This is a genomic window from Mesorhizobium sp. M0626 (assembly GCF_040320665.1).
GTDB lineage: Bacteria > Pseudomonadota > Alphaproteobacteria > Rhizobiales > Rhizobiaceae > Mesorhizobium.
This window is the reverse complement of the sequence record NZ_JAMYQD010000025.1, coordinates 1-19494: the sequence shown is the minus strand read 5'-3', so window position 1 is coordinate 19494 and position 19494 is coordinate 1. Positions and strand designations below refer to the sequence as shown.

The 19494-nt window shown below is 63.3% G+C and carries 17 protein-coding genes and 1 pseudogene; 17 read left to right on the top strand and 1 reads right to left on the bottom strand.

Features of this window, described 5'->3' with window-relative positions; all coding sequences use genetic code 11:
* The first annotated feature begins 68 nt into the window (after positions 1–68).
* The 17 genes from NKI37_RS27410 to NKI37_RS27330 all read left to right on the top strand — a co-directional run bounded on the left by NKI37_RS27410 (position 69) and on the right by NKI37_RS27330 (position 19174).
* Entirely contained in the window at positions 69–911 is an 843-nt protein-coding gene (locus tag NKI37_RS27410) for an SDR family oxidoreductase (protein ID WP_352790101.1), read from the top strand.
* On the top strand, positions 911–2254 hold the full coding sequence (locus NKI37_RS27405) for a cytochrome P450 (RefSeq protein ID WP_352790077.1): 1344 nt from the start codon (positions 911–913) through the stop codon (positions 2252–2254). Before NKI37_RS27410 ends, NKI37_RS27405 begins: the two co-directional genes overlap by 1 nt.
* Before the next feature lie 148 nt (positions 2255–2402).
* Positions 2403–3392, top strand: a complete 990-nt coding sequence (locus NKI37_RS27400) for a polyprenyl synthetase family protein (RefSeq protein ID WP_352790080.1) — start codon at positions 2403–2405, stop codon at positions 3390–3392.
* A 146-nt stretch (positions 3393–3538) separates the two neighbouring features.
* Positions 3539–5089 carry a hypothetical protein gene (locus NKI37_RS27395; protein ID WP_352790083.1) on the top strand — a complete coding sequence of 517 codons (1551 nt, stop codon included), beginning with the start codon at positions 3539–3541 and terminating at the stop codon, positions 5087–5089.
* A complete protein-coding gene (locus tag NKI37_RS27390; protein WP_023748870.1) occupies positions 5086–5988 on the top strand; it encodes a terpene synthase family protein in 903 nt (300 codons plus the stop codon). The genes NKI37_RS27395 and NKI37_RS27390 overlap by 4 nt, the downstream gene beginning before the upstream one ends.
* Positions 5989–6016: 28 nt before the next feature.
* Positions 6017–7120 (top strand): type 2 isopentenyl-diphosphate Delta-isomerase, encoded by a 1104-nt coding sequence (gene fni, locus NKI37_RS27385; protein WP_373420165.1) that lies wholly within the window; start codon positions 6017–6019, stop codon positions 7118–7120.
* Positions 7121–7707: 587 nt separating this feature from the next.
* Positions 7708–8034 (top strand): helix-turn-helix domain-containing protein, encoded by a 327-nt coding sequence (locus tag NKI37_RS27380; RefSeq protein ID WP_352748885.1) that lies wholly within the window; start codon positions 7708–7710, stop codon positions 8032–8034.
* Positions 8009–9265 (top strand): type II toxin-antitoxin system HipA family toxin, encoded by a 1257-nt coding sequence (locus NKI37_RS27375; RefSeq protein WP_352790106.1) that lies wholly within the window; start codon positions 8009–8011, stop codon positions 9263–9265. Before NKI37_RS27380 ends, NKI37_RS27375 begins: the two co-directional genes overlap by 26 nt.
* Before the next feature lie 472 nt (positions 9266–9737).
* On the top strand, positions 9738–10631 hold the full coding sequence (nifH, locus tag NKI37_RS27370) for a nitrogenase iron protein (RefSeq protein WP_023712801.1): 894 nt from the start codon (positions 9738–9740) through the stop codon (positions 10629–10631).
* A gap of 98 nt (positions 10632–10729) precedes the next feature.
* Positions 10730–12232, top strand: coding sequence for a nitrogenase molybdenum-iron protein alpha chain (gene nifD, locus NKI37_RS27365; RefSeq protein WP_023750062.1), 1503 nt, complete (start codon positions 10730–10732; stop codon positions 12230–12232).
* Positions 12233–12358: 126 nt separating this feature from the next.
* Complete coding sequence (gene nifK / locus NKI37_RS27360) at positions 12359–13900, top strand: nitrogenase molybdenum-iron protein subunit beta (RefSeq protein WP_352562691.1); 1542 nt, start codon at positions 12359–12361, stop codon at positions 13898–13900.
* A gap of 56 nt (positions 13901–13956) precedes the next feature.
* Positions 13957–15444, top strand: coding sequence for a nitrogenase iron-molybdenum cofactor biosynthesis protein NifE (gene nifE, locus NKI37_RS27355; protein ID WP_352790088.1), 1488 nt, complete (start codon positions 13957–13959; stop codon positions 15442–15444).
* A gap of 9 nt (positions 15445–15453) precedes the next feature.
* Positions 15454–16836, top strand: a complete 1383-nt coding sequence (nifN, locus tag NKI37_RS27350) for a nitrogenase iron-molybdenum cofactor biosynthesis protein NifN (RefSeq protein ID WP_352790091.1) — start codon at positions 15454–15456, stop codon at positions 16834–16836.
* Positions 16802–17299: a nitrogen fixation protein NifX gene (gene nifX, locus NKI37_RS27345; protein WP_023746020.1), complete on the top strand. Its 498-nt coding sequence runs from the start codon at positions 16802–16804 to the stop codon at positions 17297–17299. The genes nifN and nifX overlap by 35 nt, the downstream gene beginning before the upstream one ends.
* A 17-nt stretch (positions 17300–17316) precedes the next feature.
* Complete coding sequence (locus NKI37_RS27340) at positions 17317–17799, top strand: NifX-associated nitrogen fixation protein (protein WP_023746021.1); 483 nt, start codon at positions 17317–17319, stop codon at positions 17797–17799.
* Positions 17799–18632 carry a response regulator transcription factor gene (locus NKI37_RS27335; protein ID WP_352790108.1) on the top strand — a complete coding sequence of 278 codons (834 nt, stop codon included), beginning with the start codon at positions 17799–17801 and terminating at the stop codon, positions 18630–18632. Before NKI37_RS27340 ends, NKI37_RS27335 begins: the two co-directional genes overlap by 1 nt.
* 167 nt (positions 18633–18799) lie before the next feature.
* Positions 18800–19174 carry a hypothetical protein gene (locus tag NKI37_RS27330; protein ID WP_352790095.1) on the top strand — a complete coding sequence of 125 codons (375 nt, stop codon included), beginning with the start codon at positions 18800–18802 and terminating at the stop codon, positions 19172–19174.
* A 220-nt stretch (positions 19175–19394) separates the two neighbouring features.
* On the opposite strand, the pseudogene NKI37_RS31990 reads toward NKI37_RS27330, so the two are convergent.
* A pseudogene (locus NKI37_RS31990) lies at positions 19395–19494 on the bottom strand (IS481 family transposase); the annotation flags it as partial.

Below are 19494 nucleotides of genomic sequence, written 5' to 3'. Positions count from 1 at the left end.
ACCCTGCGCCTTCTCCGGCGCAGGCCGATCGGCATGCCGCGAAAGACCAATGCAATTCAGGAGACACGATGGGACGGTTTGGAGGCAAGGTGGCCGTGGTGACCGGCGCTGGCGCCGGCATCGGCAAGGCATGCGCTCTCGCCATAGCGCGCGGGGGCGGCAGAGTGGTGGCGGCCGACATTGATGGCTCGGCGGCCATCGCCTGCACCGCCCAGATCGCGGCCGAAGCAGGCCACGCGCTGCCCATAGCCATGGATATCGCCGATGAGCAGGCGGTGGCAGCGCTGTTCGAGACGGCGGAGCGGCACTTCGGGGGGGTCGACCTGCTGGTGAACAATGCGAGCGCCATGCATCTGACCCCGCGCGACCGCGCGATCCTCGAGCTGGACCTGGCAGTCTGGGACCAGACCATGGCGACCAATCTGCGCGGCACGCTGCTCTGCTGCCGGCAGGCTATCCCACGGATGATCGCCCGCGGCGGTGGCGCGATCGTCAACATGTCGTCGTGCCAGGGGCTCAGCGGTGATACCGCGCAGACGTCCTACGCCGCCTCGAAGGCGGCGATGAACATGCTGTCGGCCTCGCTCGCCACCCAGTACGGTCACTCGCAGATCCGCTGCAACGCGGTTGCGCCGGGTCTTATCATGACCGAGCGTCTCCTCGCCAAGCTGGACGAGTGCATGCAACGGCATCTGCGTCGGCACCAGCTCCTGCAGCGCGTCGGCCGTCCCGAGGACGTTGCCGCACTCGTGGCGTTCCTGCTCTCCGACGATGCTGCGTTCATCACCGGCCAAGTCGTGTGCATCGATGGCGGCATGCTGGCGCATGTGCCGACATACGCCGACGGCGGCAACAGCTGCGCCGCGCGCCCTGTCGGCGACACCGAATCGGCGGCGGCGGCGCGCTGCTGATGCACATGCTGCTCAACCCACTCAACCGTCGGCACCGGCTACGATGCGACATCCCGGTCATGCCTGGCGCTTTCCCCCTGGTCGGGCATCTTCCCGCCATTGTCTGCGACCTGCCGCGCCTGCTGCAGCGCGCAGAACGCATGCTGGGCAGCCACTTCTGGCTGAATTTCGGCCCTGCCGGACATCTGATGACCTGCGTGGATCCGGACGCATTCTCACTGCTCAAGCACAAGGACGTGTCCTCGGCGCTGATCGAAGAGATCGCGCCCGAATTGCTTGGCGGAACGTTGGTTGCCCTGGATGGCGACGCGCACCGGCAGGCGCGCGATGCCATCAAGGCAGCGTTCTTGCCCAAGGGGCTGACCCAGGCCGGGATCGGCGACCTGTTCGCGCCCGTCATCCGGGCGCGGGTGCAGGCATGGCGCGCCCGCGGCGAGGTAACCATCCTGCGCGAAACCGGCGACTTGATGCTGAAGCTCATCTTCAGCCTCATGGGAATCCCCGCGCAGGACCTGCCGGGATGGCATCGCAAGTACCGGCAATTGCTGCAGTTGATCGTCGCGCCACCGGTCGACCTGCCCGGACTGCCTTTGCGGCGCGGCCGCGCCGCCCGCGACTGGATCGACGCGCAGTTGCGCCAGTTCGTCCGCGACGCGCGCGCGCAAGCCGCGCGCACCGGGTTGATCAACGACATGGTGAGCGCCTTCGACTGCAGCGACGGTCCGCTCTCCGATGACGTCCTGGTCGCGAATATTCGCTTGCTGCTGCTTGCCGGTCACGACACCACTGCCTCGACGATGGCCTGGATTGTAATCGAGCTGGCGCGGCAGCCTCTGCTGTGGGACGCCCTGGTTGAGGAGGCGCAACGCGTGGGCGCGGTGCCAACCCGGCACGCGGACCTGGCGCAGTGTCCGGTCGCCGAGGCGCTGTTCCGCGAGACACTGCGCCTGCATCCGGCGACCACGCTCCTGCCGCGTCGCGCGCTGCAGGAATTGCAACTCGGCCAACGGCGCATTCCCGCAGGCACCCATCTATGCATCCCGCTGCTGCATTTCTCGACCTCGGCGCTGCTGCACGAGGCGCCTGATCAGTTCCGCCTGGCGCGGTGGCTGCTTCGCACAGAGCCGATCCGGCCCGTGGACATGCTGCAGTTCGGTACCGGCCCACACGTCTGCATCGGCTACCACCTGGTATGGCTGGAAATGGTGCAGTTCTGCATCGCCTTGGCGCTGACCATGCACAAGGCCGGGGTGCGGCCGCAGTTGCTGAGTGACGTCGAAAAAGGCCGGCGCTATTACCCGACCGCACATCCGTCCATGGCAATCCGCATAGGCTTCTCATGAGCTGGCATAGCATGCCCCGTGTGGCAAGGCAGCGGCGCCGGCGAGGCGCGGCATTGCTGCACTCAGCGCACGCGCTCGGTGTGACGCCGGCAACACCGTAACGGCTTGCGCTCGCCGTGGCCGTCTCAGCTACAAGGACATCAACAACATGCAGACCGGTTCCACTCCACGCGACCGAATCGGCGTTTCCGCATCCGGCGGATTGGGCGCGCAGGCGCGCGGCGCATCTGGCGGGCTGCTCCCGGAGATCTGGATGCAGGACGGCGCAAAGCGGGTCGAACAGGCGCTGGCGCGTCTGCTCTGCGCCGAAGACGACGGTGAGACAGAGCTGATGGCGGCCATGCGCTACGCCACCTTGCATGGCGGGAAGCGCACCCGCGCCTTGCTCTGTCTGGCTGCCGGCGCACTGGCGGGCACGCCGGCGCACATGCTCGACGACGTCGGTGCCGCCATCGAAATGATGCACGCCTGTACCCTGGTTCACGACGACCTGCCCGCGATGGACGACGACGTGCTTCGCCGCGGGCTTCCGACCCTGCACGTAAAGTTCGGCGAAGCCACTGCGATCCTGGTCGGCGATGCGCTGCAGGCCCACGCCTTCCTCACCCTGGCGAGCCTGGATGCGCCGGGCGACAACCGTATCGCGCTCGTGCGCGAACTGGCGCAGGCGGTGTCCGCCGAGGGTGCCGCAGGCGGGCAGGCCATCGATCTGTCGTTGGTCGGAAAGCACGCCGGGCTGGACAGGATCCTGGCGATGCACGGGATGAAAACCGGAGCGCTAGTGCGCGCGTCGGTTCGCATGGGCGCGTTATACTCCATCGCGGAGGATGCCGCGCACGCTGCGCTGTTTGCTGCGCTCGATCGCTACACCGCCTGTTTCGGCCTGGCGTTGCAGGTGGCCGACGACATTCTCGACGCGACGGCGGATACCGCGACTCTTGGCAAGACCCCCGGTAAGGACGCGGCGGCGCAGAAGCCGACCTGCGCGTCGATCATGGGGCTGCAGGCTGCGCGCCAGTTCGCCCTGTACTTGTTGCACGACGCCGGGGAGGCCATCGCCCCTCTGGGGCCGCGTGCGGAAGGGTTGGCGCAGATGCTGCAGCGGGCCAACGTCTATCTGTCCGCGCCATACTCATGAGCGGGCCCATCCGTAAGGACTCGCCCCTGTGCTGGTGCGATCGGCCGGCGCGCGCTGCATGCTGCACTGTGTCCGTGTCGGCGGCGACGTGCGCGGCGTCTGCCCGTTTCTGTTCTCTTTAGCCCTCTGCAGAAGGAACATACCGCGTGAACGCGCTGTCCGAACAGATCCTTTCCGAATTGCGTCACCTGCTGGGCGAGATGAGCGACGGCGGCAGCGTCGGTCCGTCCGTATACGACACGGCGCGAGCTCTGCAGTTCCACGGCAACGTCACCGGTCGGCACGACGCATACGCGTGGCTCATCGCGCAGCAACAGGCCGATGGCGGATGGGGGAGTGCGGACTTCCCGCTGTTTCGCCATGCGCCCACGTGGGCGGCGTTGCTGGCATTGCAGCGTGCCGATCCTCTTCCCGGCGCTGCCGACGCAGTCCAGGCTGCAATCCGGTTCCTCGAGCGCCAGCCCGATCCCTACGCGCATGCGGTGCCGGAAGACGCGCCCATCGGCGCGGAGCTGATCCTGCCGCAGTTGTGCGACGAGGCCGCATCGTTGCTGGGCGGCTTGGCGTTTCCGCGCCACCCGGCGCTGTTACCGTTGCGGCAAGCACGCCTGGTCAAGCTGGGGGCTGTGGCGACGTTGCCGAGCGGCCATCCGTTGCTGCACTCCTGGGAAGCCTGGGGGACGTCGCCGGCCACCGCATGCCCGGACGACGACGGCAGCATCGGCATCAGTCCAGCGGCCACCGCCGCGTGGCGTGCCCACGCCGTGACACAGGGGAACACGCCGCAGGTCGGGCGCGCCGACGGGTATCTGCAGGCGGCATCGCGGGCGACGCGCAGCGGCATCGAAGGTGTCGTTCCCAACGTCTGGCCTATCAATGTGTTCGAGCCATGCTGGTCGCTGTACACCTTGCATCTGGCCGGTCTGTTCGCGCATCCCGCTTTCGCCGAGGCGGTGCAAGTGATCATCGCGCAGCTCGACGCCCGCCTCGGAGCGCGCGGTCTGGGCCCGGCCTTGCACTTCGCGGCCGATGCGGACGACACCGCAGTTGCGTTGTGCGTCCTTCGCCTTGCAGGCCGCGACCCGGCGGTCGACGCGTTGCGCCATTTCGCAACCGGCGAGCTCTTCGTCACCTTCCCCGGCGAGCGCAATGCCTCGGTGTCGACCAACATCCATGCCCTGCATGCGTTGCGAATTTTGGGAAAGCCCGCCGCCGGCACCAGCGCCTACGTCGAGGCCAATCGCAACCCGCACGGTCTATGGGACAACGAAAAATGGCACGTTTCGTGGCTGTATCCCACCGCGCATGCGGTAGCTGCGCTGGCGCAAGGCAAGCCCCAGTGGCGCGACGAGCGCGCGCTGGCAGCGCTGCTGCAGACGCAGCGCGACGACGGCGGCTGGGGCGCCGGTCGCGCGTCCACATTCGAGGAAACCGCCTATGCGCTGTTCGCGTTGCACGTGATGGACGGGACCGAAGAGCCGGCAGGGCGACGGCGCATCGCGCAGGCGGTGGCGCGCGCGCTGAAGTGGATGCTCGGCCGCCACGCAGCGCACGCACTGCCCAAGACGCCGCTGTGGATCGGCAAGGAACTGTATTGCCCCACCCGGGTGGTGCGCGTGGCCGAACTCGCCGGGTTGTGGCTGGCGCTTCGTTGGGGGCGGCGCGTCTCGGCCGAGGGAGCAGGAGCCGGGCCATGATCCCGACCGATCGCGCGCTGCAGCAGGTGCTAGAGTGGGGGCGTTCCCTGACCGGGTTCGCCGACGAGCATGCCGTGGAAGCAGTCCGGGGCGGCCAGTACATCCTGCAGCGCATCCAGCCGAGCCTGCGCGACACCAGCGCCCGCACCGGCCGCGATCCGCTGGACGAAACGCTGATCGTGGCGTTCTATCGCGAACTGGCGCTGCTGTTCTGGCTGGACGATTGCAACGACCTTGACCTGATCGCGCCGGAGCAGCTCGCCGCGGTGGAGCAGGCGCTGGGGCAGGGCTTGCCGTGCGCGCTACCAGGATTCGAGGGCTGTGCTGTGCTGCGCGCTTCGCTCGCCGCGCTCGCCTACGATCGTCGCGACTATGCCCAGCTTCTCGAGGATACCCGGTGCTACTGCGCGGCGCTGCGCGCCGGGCACGCGCAGGCGGCAGGGGCGGAGCGATGGTCCTACGCCGAGTACTTGCAGAACGGCGTGGACTCGATCGCCTACACGAACGTGTTCTGTTGCCTGTCGTTGCTGTGGGGGCTGGACATGGCGACCTTGCGCGCGCATCCGGCGTTTCGCCAGGTCCTGCGGCTCATCTCCGCGATAGGGCGCTTGCAGAACGATCTGCATGGACGCGAAAAGGATAGGTCGGCCGGCGAGGCCGACAACGCTGCGATCCTGCTGCTGCAGCGCTATCCGGCCATGCCTGTGGTGGAGTTCCTCAATGACGAGTTGGCCGGCCACACACGCATGCTGCACCGGGTGATGGCGGAAGAACGTTTTCCCCCGCCGTGGGGACCGCTGATCGAAGCCATGGCGGCCATCCGCGTGCAGTACTACCAGACCTCAAACAGTCGCTACCGCAGCGACGCTGCGGGGGCAGCCCAGCGTGCGCCGGCCTGAACGAGCGGAAAACGGCGGCGTGCGCGCGCTGCCGTCGGTCCGACCCGACGCAACGCCGTCGCCCGATGACGCGGATGGAGCGAGCATCAGCGACACCAACTTGAGCCGGCGCAAGGACGACCATCTGGACATAGTGCTGAATCGGCGAACGGCACGGGCCAAGGCCACCGGCTGGGAGTACATCCGTTTCGAACACTGCGCATTGCCCGAGTTGGACCTGACGCAGATCGACCTCAGCGCCTCGCTGCTGGGCAAGACCATGCGCGCGCCTCTGCTGATCAGCTCCATGACTGGGGGCATGCAACGCGCCGAGGCCATCAACCGGCATCTGAGCGAGGCAGCGCAAGCCTTGGGGATCGCCATGTGCGTCGGTTCGCAGCGCGTGAGCCTGCAATCCCGCAACTCCCAGGGGCTGACGCGCGCGTTGCGCCGCTTGGCCCCAGACGTTCCCTTGCTGGCCAATATCGGCGCCGCGCAACTGCGCGAGGCCGACGGCCTGGACCTCGCGCGCCGGGCGGTGGATGCACTGGAGGCCGATGGACTCATTGTCCATCTCAATCCGCTGCAGGAAGCGGTACAGCCGGAGGGCGACCGCGACTGGCGCGGCGTCCTGGCCCAGATCGCTCGCGCCGCACGTAGCGTCGGCGTGCCGATCGTGGCCAAGGAAGTGGGGTCGGGCCTCTCTGCCTCGGTGGCTTGTGCGCTCGTTCAGGCGGGCGTGGCGGTGATCGATGTCGCCGGCGCCGGCGGCACCAGTTGGGCCGCGGTGGAGGGCGAGCGGGCCCCCGATGCCGCCGACCGTACAGTTGCGATGGCGTTCGCCGATTGGGGGATCCCGACCCCGGCCAGCGTGCAGGCGGTACGTCGGGCGCTGCCAGCGGTGAAGCTGATCGCGTCTGGCGGGGTCAGCGACGGCGTCGACGTGGCCAAGGCTATCCGCCTCGGCGCGGACATCGCCGGGCAGGCAGCCGGCGTGCTGCGCGCGGCTACGGTATCCACCGAGGCAGTTGTCGCGCATTTCGAGATCGTCATCCGCCAGTTGGCCGTCGCCTGCTTCTGCACCGGCTCGGCTGATCTTGCCGCGTTGCGTCAGGCGCGCTTGTTGCCCTCGGCGCATCTGCCCGCCGGTTGATGCAGGCGTCGCGCGCACGTGGCGGCGGGCGCCTAGTTTACTGAGTGAGAAAGTCTCGGAAGCGGGGGATTCGCGCTGGTCGCGGGCTTGTTCGGGTGCTGCTTCGTGATCAGGGAGGTGCCCCGCCATGCCCGAACGGACAGCCGAGAGTAAAGCGGTATTCGACGGCTATGTCCGTGCTTGATCCAGGATGATCGGTCACGCGAACCGCGCTGAGCCCCTGAAAGGTCGGAACACCAGTTGCCGCGGGAGACCGGCAGGAGCAGATGGTGCAAAGCCATTGCAATGAACGAGTAGCGATCCACATTGACACCAGTCAGCGCGGCCGGCCGTATGAACCAGAAGAGACGAGCGATTTCAGCTGCCGGACCGCCTTGATTTAACGTCCGATGATTTCGGAGCGCTGATCGGGCGTCCGTTTCGGACGGCGCCATCGTCGGGCGGCGCTAAATGCAGGATAATTGATCTCTTTTCGTATCATAAAGCTGATGCATGATACGCGAACAGATCATATCGTGTTGACTCGATCGCTGGATAAGGTACTCTGCCATATCATCTAGCATTGGAATGGATCGTTTACGTATCATATGGACTCTCAATCGGAAATTCTGCGCGAAATCGGTGGGTTTTTCAGGCAGGCGAGGCTGGCCGCTGCCATGACGCAGGAGCAGGTCGCTGATTTGGCGGGTATATCCCGTCCCCGATATCGCGACATCGAAAAGGGAGCCGCAGCCGCGCGTGCGACGACGCTCATGAATATCGCTCGCGCGCTCGGTCTGGAAATGATGCTGGTTCCGCAAGCCATGGTTCCGGCTGTCCAGGCTCTATTGCGTCCGCATGATGATGACGATCGACCCGCCTTTGTTTCTCAACCTGACGATGACGATCATGGCCCCAGTCTTTCGCGCACCTAAGACGATCCCGTCCCTGGACGTGCTCTTGAACGCAGTGAAGATCGGCACAATCGTCAGGACGCCGGGTGATTTCAATGCATTCAACTTCGATGAGGCCTACCGCGCGACGGGCGGCTTTCCGGTTCTCAGCCTGTCGTTCCGGGCAGCGACGGGAGGATTGCGGAAAGATCCGAAGCCTATGGCGGGCGCCTTGCCCGCTTTCTTCGCGAACCTCCTGCCGGAGGAGAAATTGCGCGAGGCGATGGAAAGGCACCACGAAGGCAATGTGCGGCCAGGCAATGATTTCGACCTTTTAGCGGCGCTGGGCGCCGATCTGCCGGGAGCCGTACGGGCGTTGCCCAGTGACGGCGCGATAGCGGTGTCACAGGATGCTTCAAAGGATAAGCCCAAGGCACGGTTCTCGCTTGCCGGCGTGCAGATGAAACTGTCGGTCATGAAGAACACTGGAAAAGGCGGCGGCCTTACCTTGCCGATGGACGACGAGCAGGGCCGGTACATCGCCAAGTTCCCGTCGACGGCCTTTCCGGACGTTTCCGAGAACGAATTCGCCAACCTGGCGCTGGCAGCAGCAATCGGCATGCAGGTTCCTGAATGCGAACTGGTCGAGAAGTCCGATTTTGAGGGCGTTCCCGAAGAATTCAATACGCTGTCGGAAGGCAAGGTCCTTCTCGTCAAACGCTTCGATCGCGGCGCCGGTGGCGGGAGGATACACATCGAGGATTTCGCTCAGGTCTTCGGTGTCTACCCGTCGCGCAAATATGAGGGGGCTGCTTATCACGACATAGCCTTGGCTCTTGGTGTCGCCGTCTCGCCTACGGCGGCTCTCGAGTTCGTCCGCCGCCTGGCACTGACCGTCATCACCGGCAATGGCGACATGCACCTGAAGAATTGGTCTTTGATCTATCCGGGTAACGGCGACAAGCCGGCGCTTGCACCAATCTACGACGTCCTGTCCACCGTGCCATACATTCCCGCCGACGCCTTGGCGCTGTCGCTTGGAGGAGAGCGCTCGTTTAAGGCGCTAGCAGCACCGCGATGGAAAGCATTTGCGAACCGTGCACGGCTTCCGGAGCCAGCAGTCCTAAAGGCAGTGGTCGAGACGGTCAAACTCGTCAACGAACACTGGTGGCATCTGCCTGAGCGCGACCTTGTCGCTGCGAAAGTGCTCGAGCGGATCGACGAACATGTGAAGGCGATGACGCCGGTACTGAACTCCTGTGCCGACAGGTGAGCCGAGACCCCTCGGGTTGCTGATATAGCGGGACTATCCGCCTGTGGGACCGGATGAGTGGCCGCGGACCGATGGTATGCCGTCGCGCGCAAGATTCTACGCAGTGTCGACGAGGACACGAGAGACGAAGCACGTCAGCTCGCCGGAACAGAAGAGTTCGCAGCATGCCGCAGAGGGTCGAGATGCTGTTCCTCCACCTCAATACAACGATGCGGTTCAACCGAATGCGGTGACTGAGGATCGCGATCCGACGCTTTGTGTCGCCAATGTCGCGTCCGCTACACGGGCTGTTCCGACGATCTTTCTTGGAACTCAAGCTAAACCCCTGAAAAGCAACCCGAAATTATTCTTCGGTTGGATCAGGCAAATTGGCATGAGTCTTGAGATCCTTAGGTGCGAGGCGGCTAGAGCTGCCCGACCGGCATTCATGTCGCGGCAGCCGCGATGAATGGAACGAAGGAAGGAAAGCTACATGTCAGGTTTGCGTCAGATCGCCTTTTACGGCAAGGGCGGCATCGGCAAGTCCACCACCTCCCAGAATACGCTCGCCGCCCTTGTCGATCTCGGGCAGAGAATCCTCATCGTCGGCTGCGATCCCAAAGCCGACTCCACCCGCCTGATCCTGAACGCGAAGGCGCAGGATACGGTCCTGCACCTCGCGGCAGAGGAAGGTTCGGTGGAAGACCTGGAACTCGCGGACGTGCTCAAGGTCGGCTACAAAGGAATCAAATGCGTGGAGTCGGGCGGCCCTGAGCCGGGTGTCGGCTGCGCCGGCCGCGGCGTGATCACCTCGATCAACTTCCTCGAGGAGAACGGCGCCTACGACGACGTCGACTATGTCTCCTACGACGTGCTCGGGGATGTGGTGTGTGGCGGTTTCGCGATGCCGATCCGAGAGAACAAGGCCCAGGAAATCTATATCGTCATGTCCGGCGAGATGATGGCGCTCTATGCCGCCAACAACATCGCCAAGGGTATCCTGAAATACGCCCATTCGGGCGGCGTGCGGCTCGGCGGCCTGATCTGCAACGAGCGCCAAACCGACCGCGAGCTCGACCTCGCCGAGGCGCTTGCTTCCAGGCTCAATTCCAAACTTATCCACTTCGTGCCGCGCGACAACATCGTCCAGCACGCCGAGCTCAGGAAGATGTCTGTGATCCAGTATGCGCCGGACTCCAAGCAGGCCGGGGAATACAGGGCGCTGGCCGAGAAGATCCATGGGAATTCGGGCCAGGGCACCATCCCGACCCCGATCACCATGGAGGAGCTCGAGGACATGCTGCTCGACTTCGGCATCATGAAGACGGACGAGCAGATGCTTGCCGAGCTTCAGGTCAAGGAAACGGCTAAGGCGGCCGCACAGTAGCGACCGCTGCCGACATGAGGCGCCGCCTGATCTGGTGCGTCTTTCAAAGAACGGCGCCTCGTCGGTGAGGCGTCACCCTGAACCTTGAAAGGGGTCCCATGAGCCTGGAATACGAGAATGACGGTGGCCTCCATGCGAGGCTTATCGAGGAAGTGCTGTCGCAATATCCTGACAAGGCGGCGAAGCGCCGCAAAAAGCACCTCAGCGTCGCAAAAAGCGGCGACGAGGCTGGCGAGGAAAGCGAGGTCCTTTCCGAATGCGAGGTCAAATCGAACATCAAGTCCATCCCCGGCGTGATGACAATTCGCGGCTGCGCCTATGCCGGCTCGAAAGGCGTGGTGTGGGGTCCAGTCAAGGATATGGTCCATATCTCGCACGGCCCGGTCGGATGCGGGCAATATTCCTGGTCTCAGCGCCGCAACTACTACGTCGGCACGACCGGCATCGACACGTTCGTCACCATGCAGTTCACCTCCGATTTCCAGGAGAAGGATATTGTTTTCGGCGGCGACAAGAAGCTCGAACGGATCATCGACGAGATCGAGGAACTCTTTCCGCTGAACAAGGGCATGACTGTGCAATCCGAATGCCCGATCGGCCTGATTGGCGACGACACCGAAGCTGTGTCCCGCAACAAGGCCAAGCAGCACGAAAAGACAATCGTGCCGGTGCGCTGCGAGGGCTTCCGCGGCGTCTCGCAATCCCTCGGCCACCACATCGCCAACGACGCGATCCGCGACTGGGTGTTCGAGAAGAAGGACCTCGAGTTCGAAGCCGGCCCGTACGATGTCAATGTGGTCGGCGACTACAATATCGGCGGCGACGCCTGGGCTTCGCGCATCCTGCTCGAAGAGATGGGTCTGCGCGTGGTCGGCAACTGGTCGGGCGACGCTACCCTGGTCGAAATAGAGCGAGCGCCAAAGGCGAAACTGAATCTCATCCATTGCTATAGGTCGATGAACTACATCTGCCGGCACATGGAGGAAAAGTATGGCATCGCCTGGATGGAGTACAATTTCTTCGGGCCCTCCCAGACCGAAGCCTCTCTGCGCAAGATAGCCAAGCACTTCGGGCCGGAAATCGAGGCAAAGGCCGAGGCGGTCATCGCCAAATACCGGCCGCTGGTCGAGGCGGTCATAGCCAAGTACCGGCCGCGCCTCGAAGGCAGGACGGTGATGCTCTATGTCGGCGGGCTGCGCCCCCGTCACGTCGTCACCGCATATGAGGACCTGGGCATGGTGATCGTCGGCACTGGCTATGAATTTGGCCATAACGACGACTATCAGCGCACCGGCCACTACGTGAAAAAGGGCACGCTGATCTATGACGACGTAACTGGTTACGAGCTGGAGAAGTTCATCGAGGGGATCCGTCCCGATCTCGTGGGCTCCGGCATCAAAGAAAAGTACCCGGTCCAGAAGATGGGCATACCGTTCCGTCAAATGCATTCCTGGGATTATTCCGGCCCGTATCATGGCTACGACGGCTTCGCCATCTTCGCGCGCGATATGGACCTGGCCATCAACAACCCTGTCTGGAATCTCTACGACGCCCCCTGGAAGAAAAAAGCCGAGCCGTCGGCGGCGATCGCAGCCGAATGAAACCCTGGCTTCCCGGAAGCCGGGAGGCCGCGAACGCCTGTGGCCGCTTGTCCGCGGGAGACCTGAAAACGTTTCGACGTCCCTGTGCCGCCGTATGGCGGGCCAGATGGAAAGAGGTAACCACCCATGCCGCAGTCGGCTGAAAAAGTTCTCGACCACGCGCCCCTGTTCCGCGAGCCGGAATACAGGCAGATGCTCGCCGAGAAGAGGCTGAATTTCGAATGTCCTCACCCGGACCAGATCGTTACCGACCAAGGCGAATTCACCAAGACGTGGGAATACCGCGAAAAGAACCTTGCTCGCCAAGCCCTGGTGGTGAACCCCGCCAAGGCCTGCCAGCCGCTCGGCGCGGTGTTCGCGGCCGCAGGCTTCGAGCGAACGATGTCCTTCGTCCACGGCAGCCAGGGCTGCGTGGCCTATTACCGCTCGCACCTTTCGCGCCATTTCAAGGAGCCTGCTTCGGCGGTTTCCTCCTCGATGACCGAGGACGCGGCAGTGTTCGGCGGCCTGAAGAACATGGTCGACGGGCTCGCCAACACGTACCAACTTTACAACCCGAAGATGATCGCCGTCTCGACCACTTGTATGGCGGAGGTCATTGGCGACGACCTGCACAGCTTCATCGAGAACGCCAAGGACGAAGGCTCGGTCCCGCGCGACTTCGACGTGCCCTTCGCCCACACGCCGGCCTTTGTCGGCAGCCATGTCGACGGCTATGACGTTGCGGTCAGGGGCATTTTGGAGCATTTCTGGAAAGGCGAGGAGCGAACGGAAGCCGAGGGGACCATCAACGTCATTCCGGGTTTCGACGGCTTCTGTGTTGGCAACAACCGGGAACTCAAGCGCCTGCTCGATCTGATAGGCGTGTCCTATACTTTCATCCAAGACGCCTCTGACCAGTTCGACACGCCGTCCGACGGCGAATACCGCATGTATGACGGCGGCACGAAGATCGCAGACGTGAGGAAGGCACTCAACGCCGAGGCGACACTTTCGCTACAGCATTACAACACCCGAAAAACACTGGAGTATTGCGAGGGGGTAGGGCAGGCGACTGCCTCGTTCCATTACCCGCTCGGAGTTCAGGCGACCGACGACTTCCTGACGGAGGTCTCCGCGATTTCCGGCAAGCAAATCCCCGAAGCACTCCGCCTGGAGCGCGGCCGACTTGTCGACGCCATGGCGGACAGCCAATCCTGGCTGCACGGTAAAAAATACGCCATCTACGGCGATCCGGACTTTGTCTACGCCATGGCCCGCTTCATCATGGAGACGGGCGGCGAGCCGACCCATTGCCTCGCGACCAACGGCACCTCGGCGTGGGAAGCGGAGTTGAAGGAGCTGCTTGCATCATCGCCCTTCGGCAACGGTGCTCAAGTCTGGGCGGGCAAGGACCTCTGGGCGATGCGCTCGCTGCTCTTCACCGAGCCGGTGGACCTGCTGATCGGCAACTCCTATGGCAAGTATCTGGAGCGCGACACGGGCACGCCGCTGATCCGGCTGACGTTTCCGATCTTCGACCGCCACCATCACCATCGGTTTGCGCTCATGGGCTACCAAGGCGGATTGCGCGTCCTGACGACGATCCTCGACAAGATCTTCGACAAGCTCGATCGCGAGACAAGCGAGACGGGCGTGACGGACTACTCGTATGACCTCACCCGCTAAGCATGACGGTCGGCTTTGGCCGGTCGTCTTCCCGAGGGACTTTGGAGACCGACGCAATGTCCTTGCTCAGAGCCAAAATCCAGGATGTCTTCAACGAGCCCGCCTGCGAGCAGAACCGCGGCAAGGATGCCAAGGCGCGCAAGGAGGGCTGTTCGAAGCCACTGACCCCCGGGGCGGCGGCCGGCGGCTGTGCCTTCGATGGCGCCAAGATCGTACTGCAGCCGATCACCGACGTCGCACACCTGGTCCATGGGCCGCTCGCCTGCGAGGGCAATTCCTGGGACAACCGCGGTGCGGCTTCGTCCGGGCCAACGCTGTGGCGCACGAGCTTCACGACCGACCTCACCGAACTCGATGTTGTGATGGGGCGGGGCGAGCGGAAGCTTTTCAAAGCGATCCTCGAGATCAAGGAAGCGTATGGGCCGCCTGCGATCTTCGTTTATCCGACCTGCGTGACGGCGCTGATCGGCGACGACATCGAGGCCGTCTGCAAGCGCGCGGCGGAAAAGTACGGCTTGGCGGTTGTACCGGTCAATGCGCCGGGCTTCGTCGGCTCCAAGAATCTCGGCAACAAGCTTGCCGGCGAGGCGTTGCTCGAGCATGTCATCGGCACGCTCGAGCCCGACGATGCCGGCCCTTACGACATCAACATTCTTGGCGAATTCAACCTCTCGGGCGAATTCTGGCTGGTGAAGCCGCTGCTGGATCGGCTCGGGATCCGGGTGCGCGCCTGCATTCCGGGTGACGCCCGTTACGTCGACATTGCCTGCGCGCACCGCGCCCGGGCGGCTATGGTGGTGTGCTCGACCGCGCTCATCAATCTCGCCCGCAAAATGGACGAGCGCTGGGACATCCCGTTTTTCGAGGGCTCCTTCTACGGCATCACCGATACCTCGGATGCACTCCGGAACATCGCTGAGCTGCTCGTAAAGCAGGGTGCTGATCCGGAGATCCTCGGCCGCACCGAGGTATTGATTGCAGAGGAAGAGGCGATCGCCGGGAAGAAGCTAGCGGCCTACCGGCCGAGGCTCGCAGGCAAGCGCGTGCTGCTCAACACCGGCGGCGTGAAGTCCTGGTCGGTCGTCCATGCGCTGATGGAGATCGGGATCGAGATCGTCGGCACCTCTGTCAAGAAGTCGACCGTCGAAGACAAGGAGCGGATCAAGCAGATCCTCAAGGACGACAACCATATATTCGAGCAGATGGCAGCGCGCGAGCTTTACGCCATGCTCTCAGAACGCAAGGCCGATATTATGCTGTCGGGCGGGCGCACGCAGTTCATCGCCCTGAAGGCCAAGACACCATGGCTCGATATCAACCAGGAGCGCCAACACCCTTACGCCGGCTATGACGGCATGGTGGAACTCGTACGCCAGATCGACATCGCCATTCACAACCCGATCTGGGCGCAGGTGCGGGAGCCGGCACCATGGGATTGCCAGCCTGCCAGGGAGGAACGGCCGCGCACGAAAAGCGAGACCCCGACCTTGCATGTTGTCCAGGAATTCGCCGGCACGACGGCCGGTAATTTCGGCGATTGTTGAGGAAAGCCGATGGTCCGCATCCTTCCCCAGACCAAAGCGGCGGCGGTCAATCCGCTGAAGTCATCGCAGCCATTGGGTGCCGCCTTGGCCTTTCTTGGCGTCGACGGCGCGATGCCGTTGTTCCACGGCAGCCAAGGGTGCACCAGCTTCGCGCTCGTGCTCTTCGTGCGACATTTCAAGGAAGCCATTCCCTTGCAGACAACCGCGATGGACGAGGTGGCAACGATCCTCGGCGGGGCAGACCATCTGGAAGAGGCGATCCTCAACCTCAAGGCCCGCACAAAGCCAATGCTGATCGGGGTTTGCACGACCGCGCTGGTGGAAACCCGGGGCGAAGACTGCGCAGGCGATATCGCCAATATCAGGCTGAAGCGCACCAAAGAACTCGCGGGTACGGAGGTGGTGCTGGCCAACACACCAGATTTCGATGGTGCGATCGAAGAGGGCTGGGCCAAAGCCGTCACCGCGATGATCGAAGGGATTACACGGCCCGGCGAGCAGGCGCGGCAATCGAAGAAGATCGTGATCCTGCCAGGCTGGAACCTGACTGTCGCTGACATCGAGCATTTGCGTGAGATGGTTGAAAGCTTTGGACTGCAGCCGGTGATTTTGCCGGACGTCTCCGGCTCGCTCGACGGTACCGTGCCCGCCCATTGGGTCACGACTACCTATGGCGGCACCAGCGTGGAGGATGTCCGCGAGCTTGGCACGGCCGAGCAATGCATCGTCATCGGTGAGCATATGCGCCGCCCGGCCGAGGTGCTGCAGAGGTTGACCGGGGTGTCTTACGTGCTGTTCCGGTCGTTGACTGGATTGAGGGACGCCGACCGGTTCGTATCGCTGCTGTCCGCAGTTTCGGGCGAAGCGGCGCCGGCTGGGGTGCGCCGTCGGCGGGCGCAGTTGCAGGACGCGTTGCTCGACGGACATTTCCACTTTGGAGGCAAGAAAATTGCGATCGCTGCTGAACCAGACCAACTCTACCAACTCGCGAGCTTCTTCATCGGCATGGGCTCCGAAATCGCGGCGGCGGTCACAACGGCCGCTATGTCGAAAATTCTGGAGGAAGTGCCGGCGCAGTCGGTTCAGATCGGCGATCTCGGCGATTTGGAAGCGCTTGGCGCCGGCGCTGATCTTCTCGTTACTCATTCCCACGGCCGCCAGGCGGCGCAGCGCCTCGGCATTCCGCTCATGCGGGTCGGCTTCCCGATCTTCGACCGGCTCGGGGCCCAGCACAAGCTCACAATCCTCTACCAGGGGACCCGCGACCTGATCTTCGAGGTTGCCAACATTTTCGAAGCCAACGGGCGAGCGCCGACGCCTGAGGCGCTTGATCCACTCCGTAAGCGAGAAATCCCAGATGAGCTCCGTCCGTCGCCTCTCGCTCGTCACTGACGAGGTTCACGCACCGACGCCGGAACGCCAGGCGGGCGCATTGCGCGTGGCGATCGCCACGCAGGACATGATGAACCTCAACGCCCATTTCGGATCGGCCAGGCGCTTTGCTGTCTACGACGTGATGCGCGAGGAGTGGAATCTCGTGGAAGCCGTGGCCTTCGATGACGTTTCCGACGAGAGCGGGAAGCATCGAATCGAGGGCGATGACCGCATCACCCCGAAGGTCGAAGCGCTAAAGGGCTGTCATCTCCTGTTTTGTCTGGCGATCGGCGGACCTTCGGCAGCCAAACTTGTTTCCGCAAAGATCCATCCGATCAAAGTGCCGCAGCCCCAGACCATCCAAGAGGTGCTGTTGCGCACGCAGATGATGCTCAGGACGTGTCCTCCCCCTTGGCTGCGCAAGGTGCTGGCGCAGGCAGGTGTCGCTGAACAGAAACCCTCCTTCGAGGACGAAAGCTGAAATGAGGAGTGGGCGAAATGTTTGAAGCCGCTGTTAGCCCTGCCGCCACCGAGGACGAGGCGGCCGCCCTTGCCACCCCGTTCGCCAAATGCCTCGTGCGGCTGATCCGTGCCAATGATTCCCACGGGTCATGGGAAGGCAAATCGGACGCCGAGCTGCTGGGCGACTTCATCATCACCAGGGAACAGCGCCGAGCAATTCCAATCATCGGCGATCCCGATCCGGACGTGCTGTGGAGGCTCGATAAGTTCTACACCGCCGTCGGGCTTGCGATTGAGGAACGCTCCGGCCTGATGGCATCGCCGATGATTGAGATAAGCCATGAGGGCTTCGGGCGCGTGCTCTTCACGGCCGGGCGGTTGGTCGTTCTGTCCAAAACCCTGCGCGACGTCCACCGGTTCGGTTTCGAGACGTTCTGGAAACTCGCCGCGGCCGGTACTCAACTGGCCGGCGATGCCACCGCAGCCATTGAGGCTTATCCCGAGGTGGCGCGGGCGTGATGGAACCGGTTTTCGATCAAGGGGATCATGTCAGGCTCGAGGATATGCGATCGCCAGCCCTCTCAGTCGAGGCGGTCGAGGCCGATGTAGTTCCTGGGGTAGCGCTGATGAAGCCACTGGTCCTGATCTGTTCGCAAGGTGCGGAGTTGTATCTGCACTACAGCCACATTCTGGGGGTGGATGGCTTCAGGATTGAACTGGCCAGAAGCGTGGAAGAAGCGCTGGCATTAGCCAGTGTACGGGAGCCGCAGGCCGTGGTGCTGGACTGCCAGCCGGCAAGCTCGACAGGGTCCACCATCTGTGCCCAGCTCAAGGCGGAGTTCCGGAACAGAGGCCTGCTGGTTATTGCGCTGATCGCGCCCGGCGCCGAAAACCAGCACCTCGATCTCTTGAAGGCAGGCATTGACGAGAGCTTTGTGCGGCCCTTCGCGCCGGTGATGCTGCTCGACTGTCTACGCACGAAGCTGGCGCTGCCAAAGCCGGGTTCAAACGGGATCGAAAACGGCAGCTGGCTCCGCTGTGGCAGGCTAGAGATGAACGTCGATGCCCGCCGAGTCCATGGTAACGGCCAGGACATCCACCTTGGACCGATCCAGTTCAAGCTGCTGCGGCATTTGCTCGAGACTCCCGGCATGGTGTTCAGCCGAGTCGCGTTAAAGAACGCAGCTTGGGGGGAAAAGATCCATGTCGGTGAACGCACCGTCGATGTCCATATCAGCCGGATCAGAAAGGAGCTGGAGAGGACGTCGGCCGGGAGCGTCATTCGAACCATCAGGTCCGACGGCTACTCGCTGGAGGAGGAGGACGTTGAGCCTGAAGCTGACGGCGGATAGGCATCGGTGCGGTGCCACTCGCTCGGGTGGCCGGACGGCCGAACAGCGAAGATGTAGTGCCACCCCATCTCCGTCGTGCTAAGGGCAAGCCTTGCGGCTTCGAAACGCGCCTACAGATACGACATACTTAGGCCTACAGATACGACATACTTAGAAAGAGCAGTCAGATGGCCTTCAAAAGCGTACTCGGTGTGACGGGAGTTGACCACTCCGATCAGGATGTCAGGAAAGCTGCCGGCTTGTGTGCCGAAGTCGGCGCGTATCTTTCCGTACTGGTGATGTCGCCTCCGCCGCTCGTGATGCTCGCCTCGGCCGCTAGGCGGTGGCATCCCCAAGTGGCCTGGACAATGCGCACACGCCATTGCCGCACTGGAACAACGGTACAGGCAAAGAGATTTTCACAGGACACGGCCAGTTGGGAAAAAACATCCAGGGAAATTCACAAACTAGTGAAAGCGACGTGGCGGTGCTATGATGTCGATATTGCGAACTGCGAAGCATCGGTGACGCGGTGCGACAGCGGGCGCTCTGCAACGATCTGACAACGTCGGCCGCACTTCTCAACCACATTAACGTCGGTCCTCTTGTTATCAACGGCTGCCCTGTTCGACACCGGAAAGCCGGTGCTTGTCGTGCCGGAGGGCGGCTGAGGCGACTCCGTCTCCACGGCGCGTGCTGGTCGGCTGGGATTCGCGAGTCGAGGCCCGTTAGGTTCGGGAAGCGCTGGATCTGCTATCCAGTGCTGAGGAATCTCGCGTCTCACTAGATGTTTAGTCCCAAGGTTTGATGGGTTGGATCGAGCCTGAATCGTTCGGGCTCTTTTGTCCAGATTTTGCAGATGTATTCAAAGGGCGTGAGGCCC

What these genes read in the sequence shown, in the direction of transcription:
- NKI37_RS27410 (WP_352790101.1), top strand. Translation starts at nt 69, where the DNA reads ATGGGACGGTTTGGAGGCAAGGTGGCCGTGGTGACCGGCGCTGGCGCC.
- nifX (WP_023746020.1), top strand. Translation starts at nt 16,802, where the DNA reads ATGAGCTCCGTCCGTCGCCTCTCGCTCGTCACTGACGAGGTTCACGCA.
- nifN (WP_352790091.1), top strand. Translation starts at nt 15,454, where the DNA reads ATGGTCCGCATCCTTCCCCAGACCAAAGCGGCGGCGGTCAATCCGCTG.
- NKI37_RS27390 (WP_023748870.1), top strand. Translation starts at nt 5,086, where the DNA reads ATGATCCCGACCGATCGCGCGCTGCAGCAGGTGCTAGAGTGGGGGCGT.
- nifK (WP_352562691.1), top strand. Translation starts at nt 12,359, where the DNA reads ATGCCGCAGTCGGCTGAAAAAGTTCTCGACCACGCGCCCCTGTTCCGC.
- nifH (WP_023712801.1), top strand. Translation starts at nt 9,738, where the DNA reads ATGTCAGGTTTGCGTCAGATCGCCTTTTACGGCAAGGGCGGCATCGGC.
- NKI37_RS27405 (WP_352790077.1), top strand. Translation starts at nt 911, where the DNA reads ATGCACATGCTGCTCAACCCACTCAACCGTCGGCACCGGCTACGATGC.
- nifE (WP_352790088.1), top strand. Translation starts at nt 13,957, where the DNA reads ATGTCCTTGCTCAGAGCCAAAATCCAGGATGTCTTCAACGAGCCCGCC.
- NKI37_RS27400 (WP_352790080.1), top strand. Translation starts at nt 2,403, where the DNA reads ATGCAGACCGGTTCCACTCCACGCGACCGAATCGGCGTTTCCGCATCC.
- NKI37_RS27330 (WP_352790095.1), top strand. Translation starts at nt 18,800, where the DNA reads ATGGCCTTCAAAAGCGTACTCGGTGTGACGGGAGTTGACCACTCCGAT.
- nifD (WP_023750062.1), top strand. Translation starts at nt 10,730, where the DNA reads ATGAGCCTGGAATACGAGAATGACGGTGGCCTCCATGCGAGGCTTATC.
- NKI37_RS27380 (WP_352748885.1), top strand. Translation starts at nt 7,708, where the DNA reads ATGGACTCTCAATCGGAAATTCTGCGCGAAATCGGTGGGTTTTTCAGG.
- NKI37_RS27340 (WP_023746021.1), top strand. Translation starts at nt 17,317, where the DNA reads ATGTTTGAAGCCGCTGTTAGCCCTGCCGCCACCGAGGACGAGGCGGCC.
- NKI37_RS27375 (WP_352790106.1), top strand. Translation starts at nt 8,009, where the DNA reads ATGGCCCCAGTCTTTCGCGCACCTAAGACGATCCCGTCCCTGGACGTG.
- NKI37_RS27335 (WP_352790108.1), top strand. Translation starts at nt 17,799, where the DNA reads ATGGAACCGGTTTTCGATCAAGGGGATCATGTCAGGCTCGAGGATATG.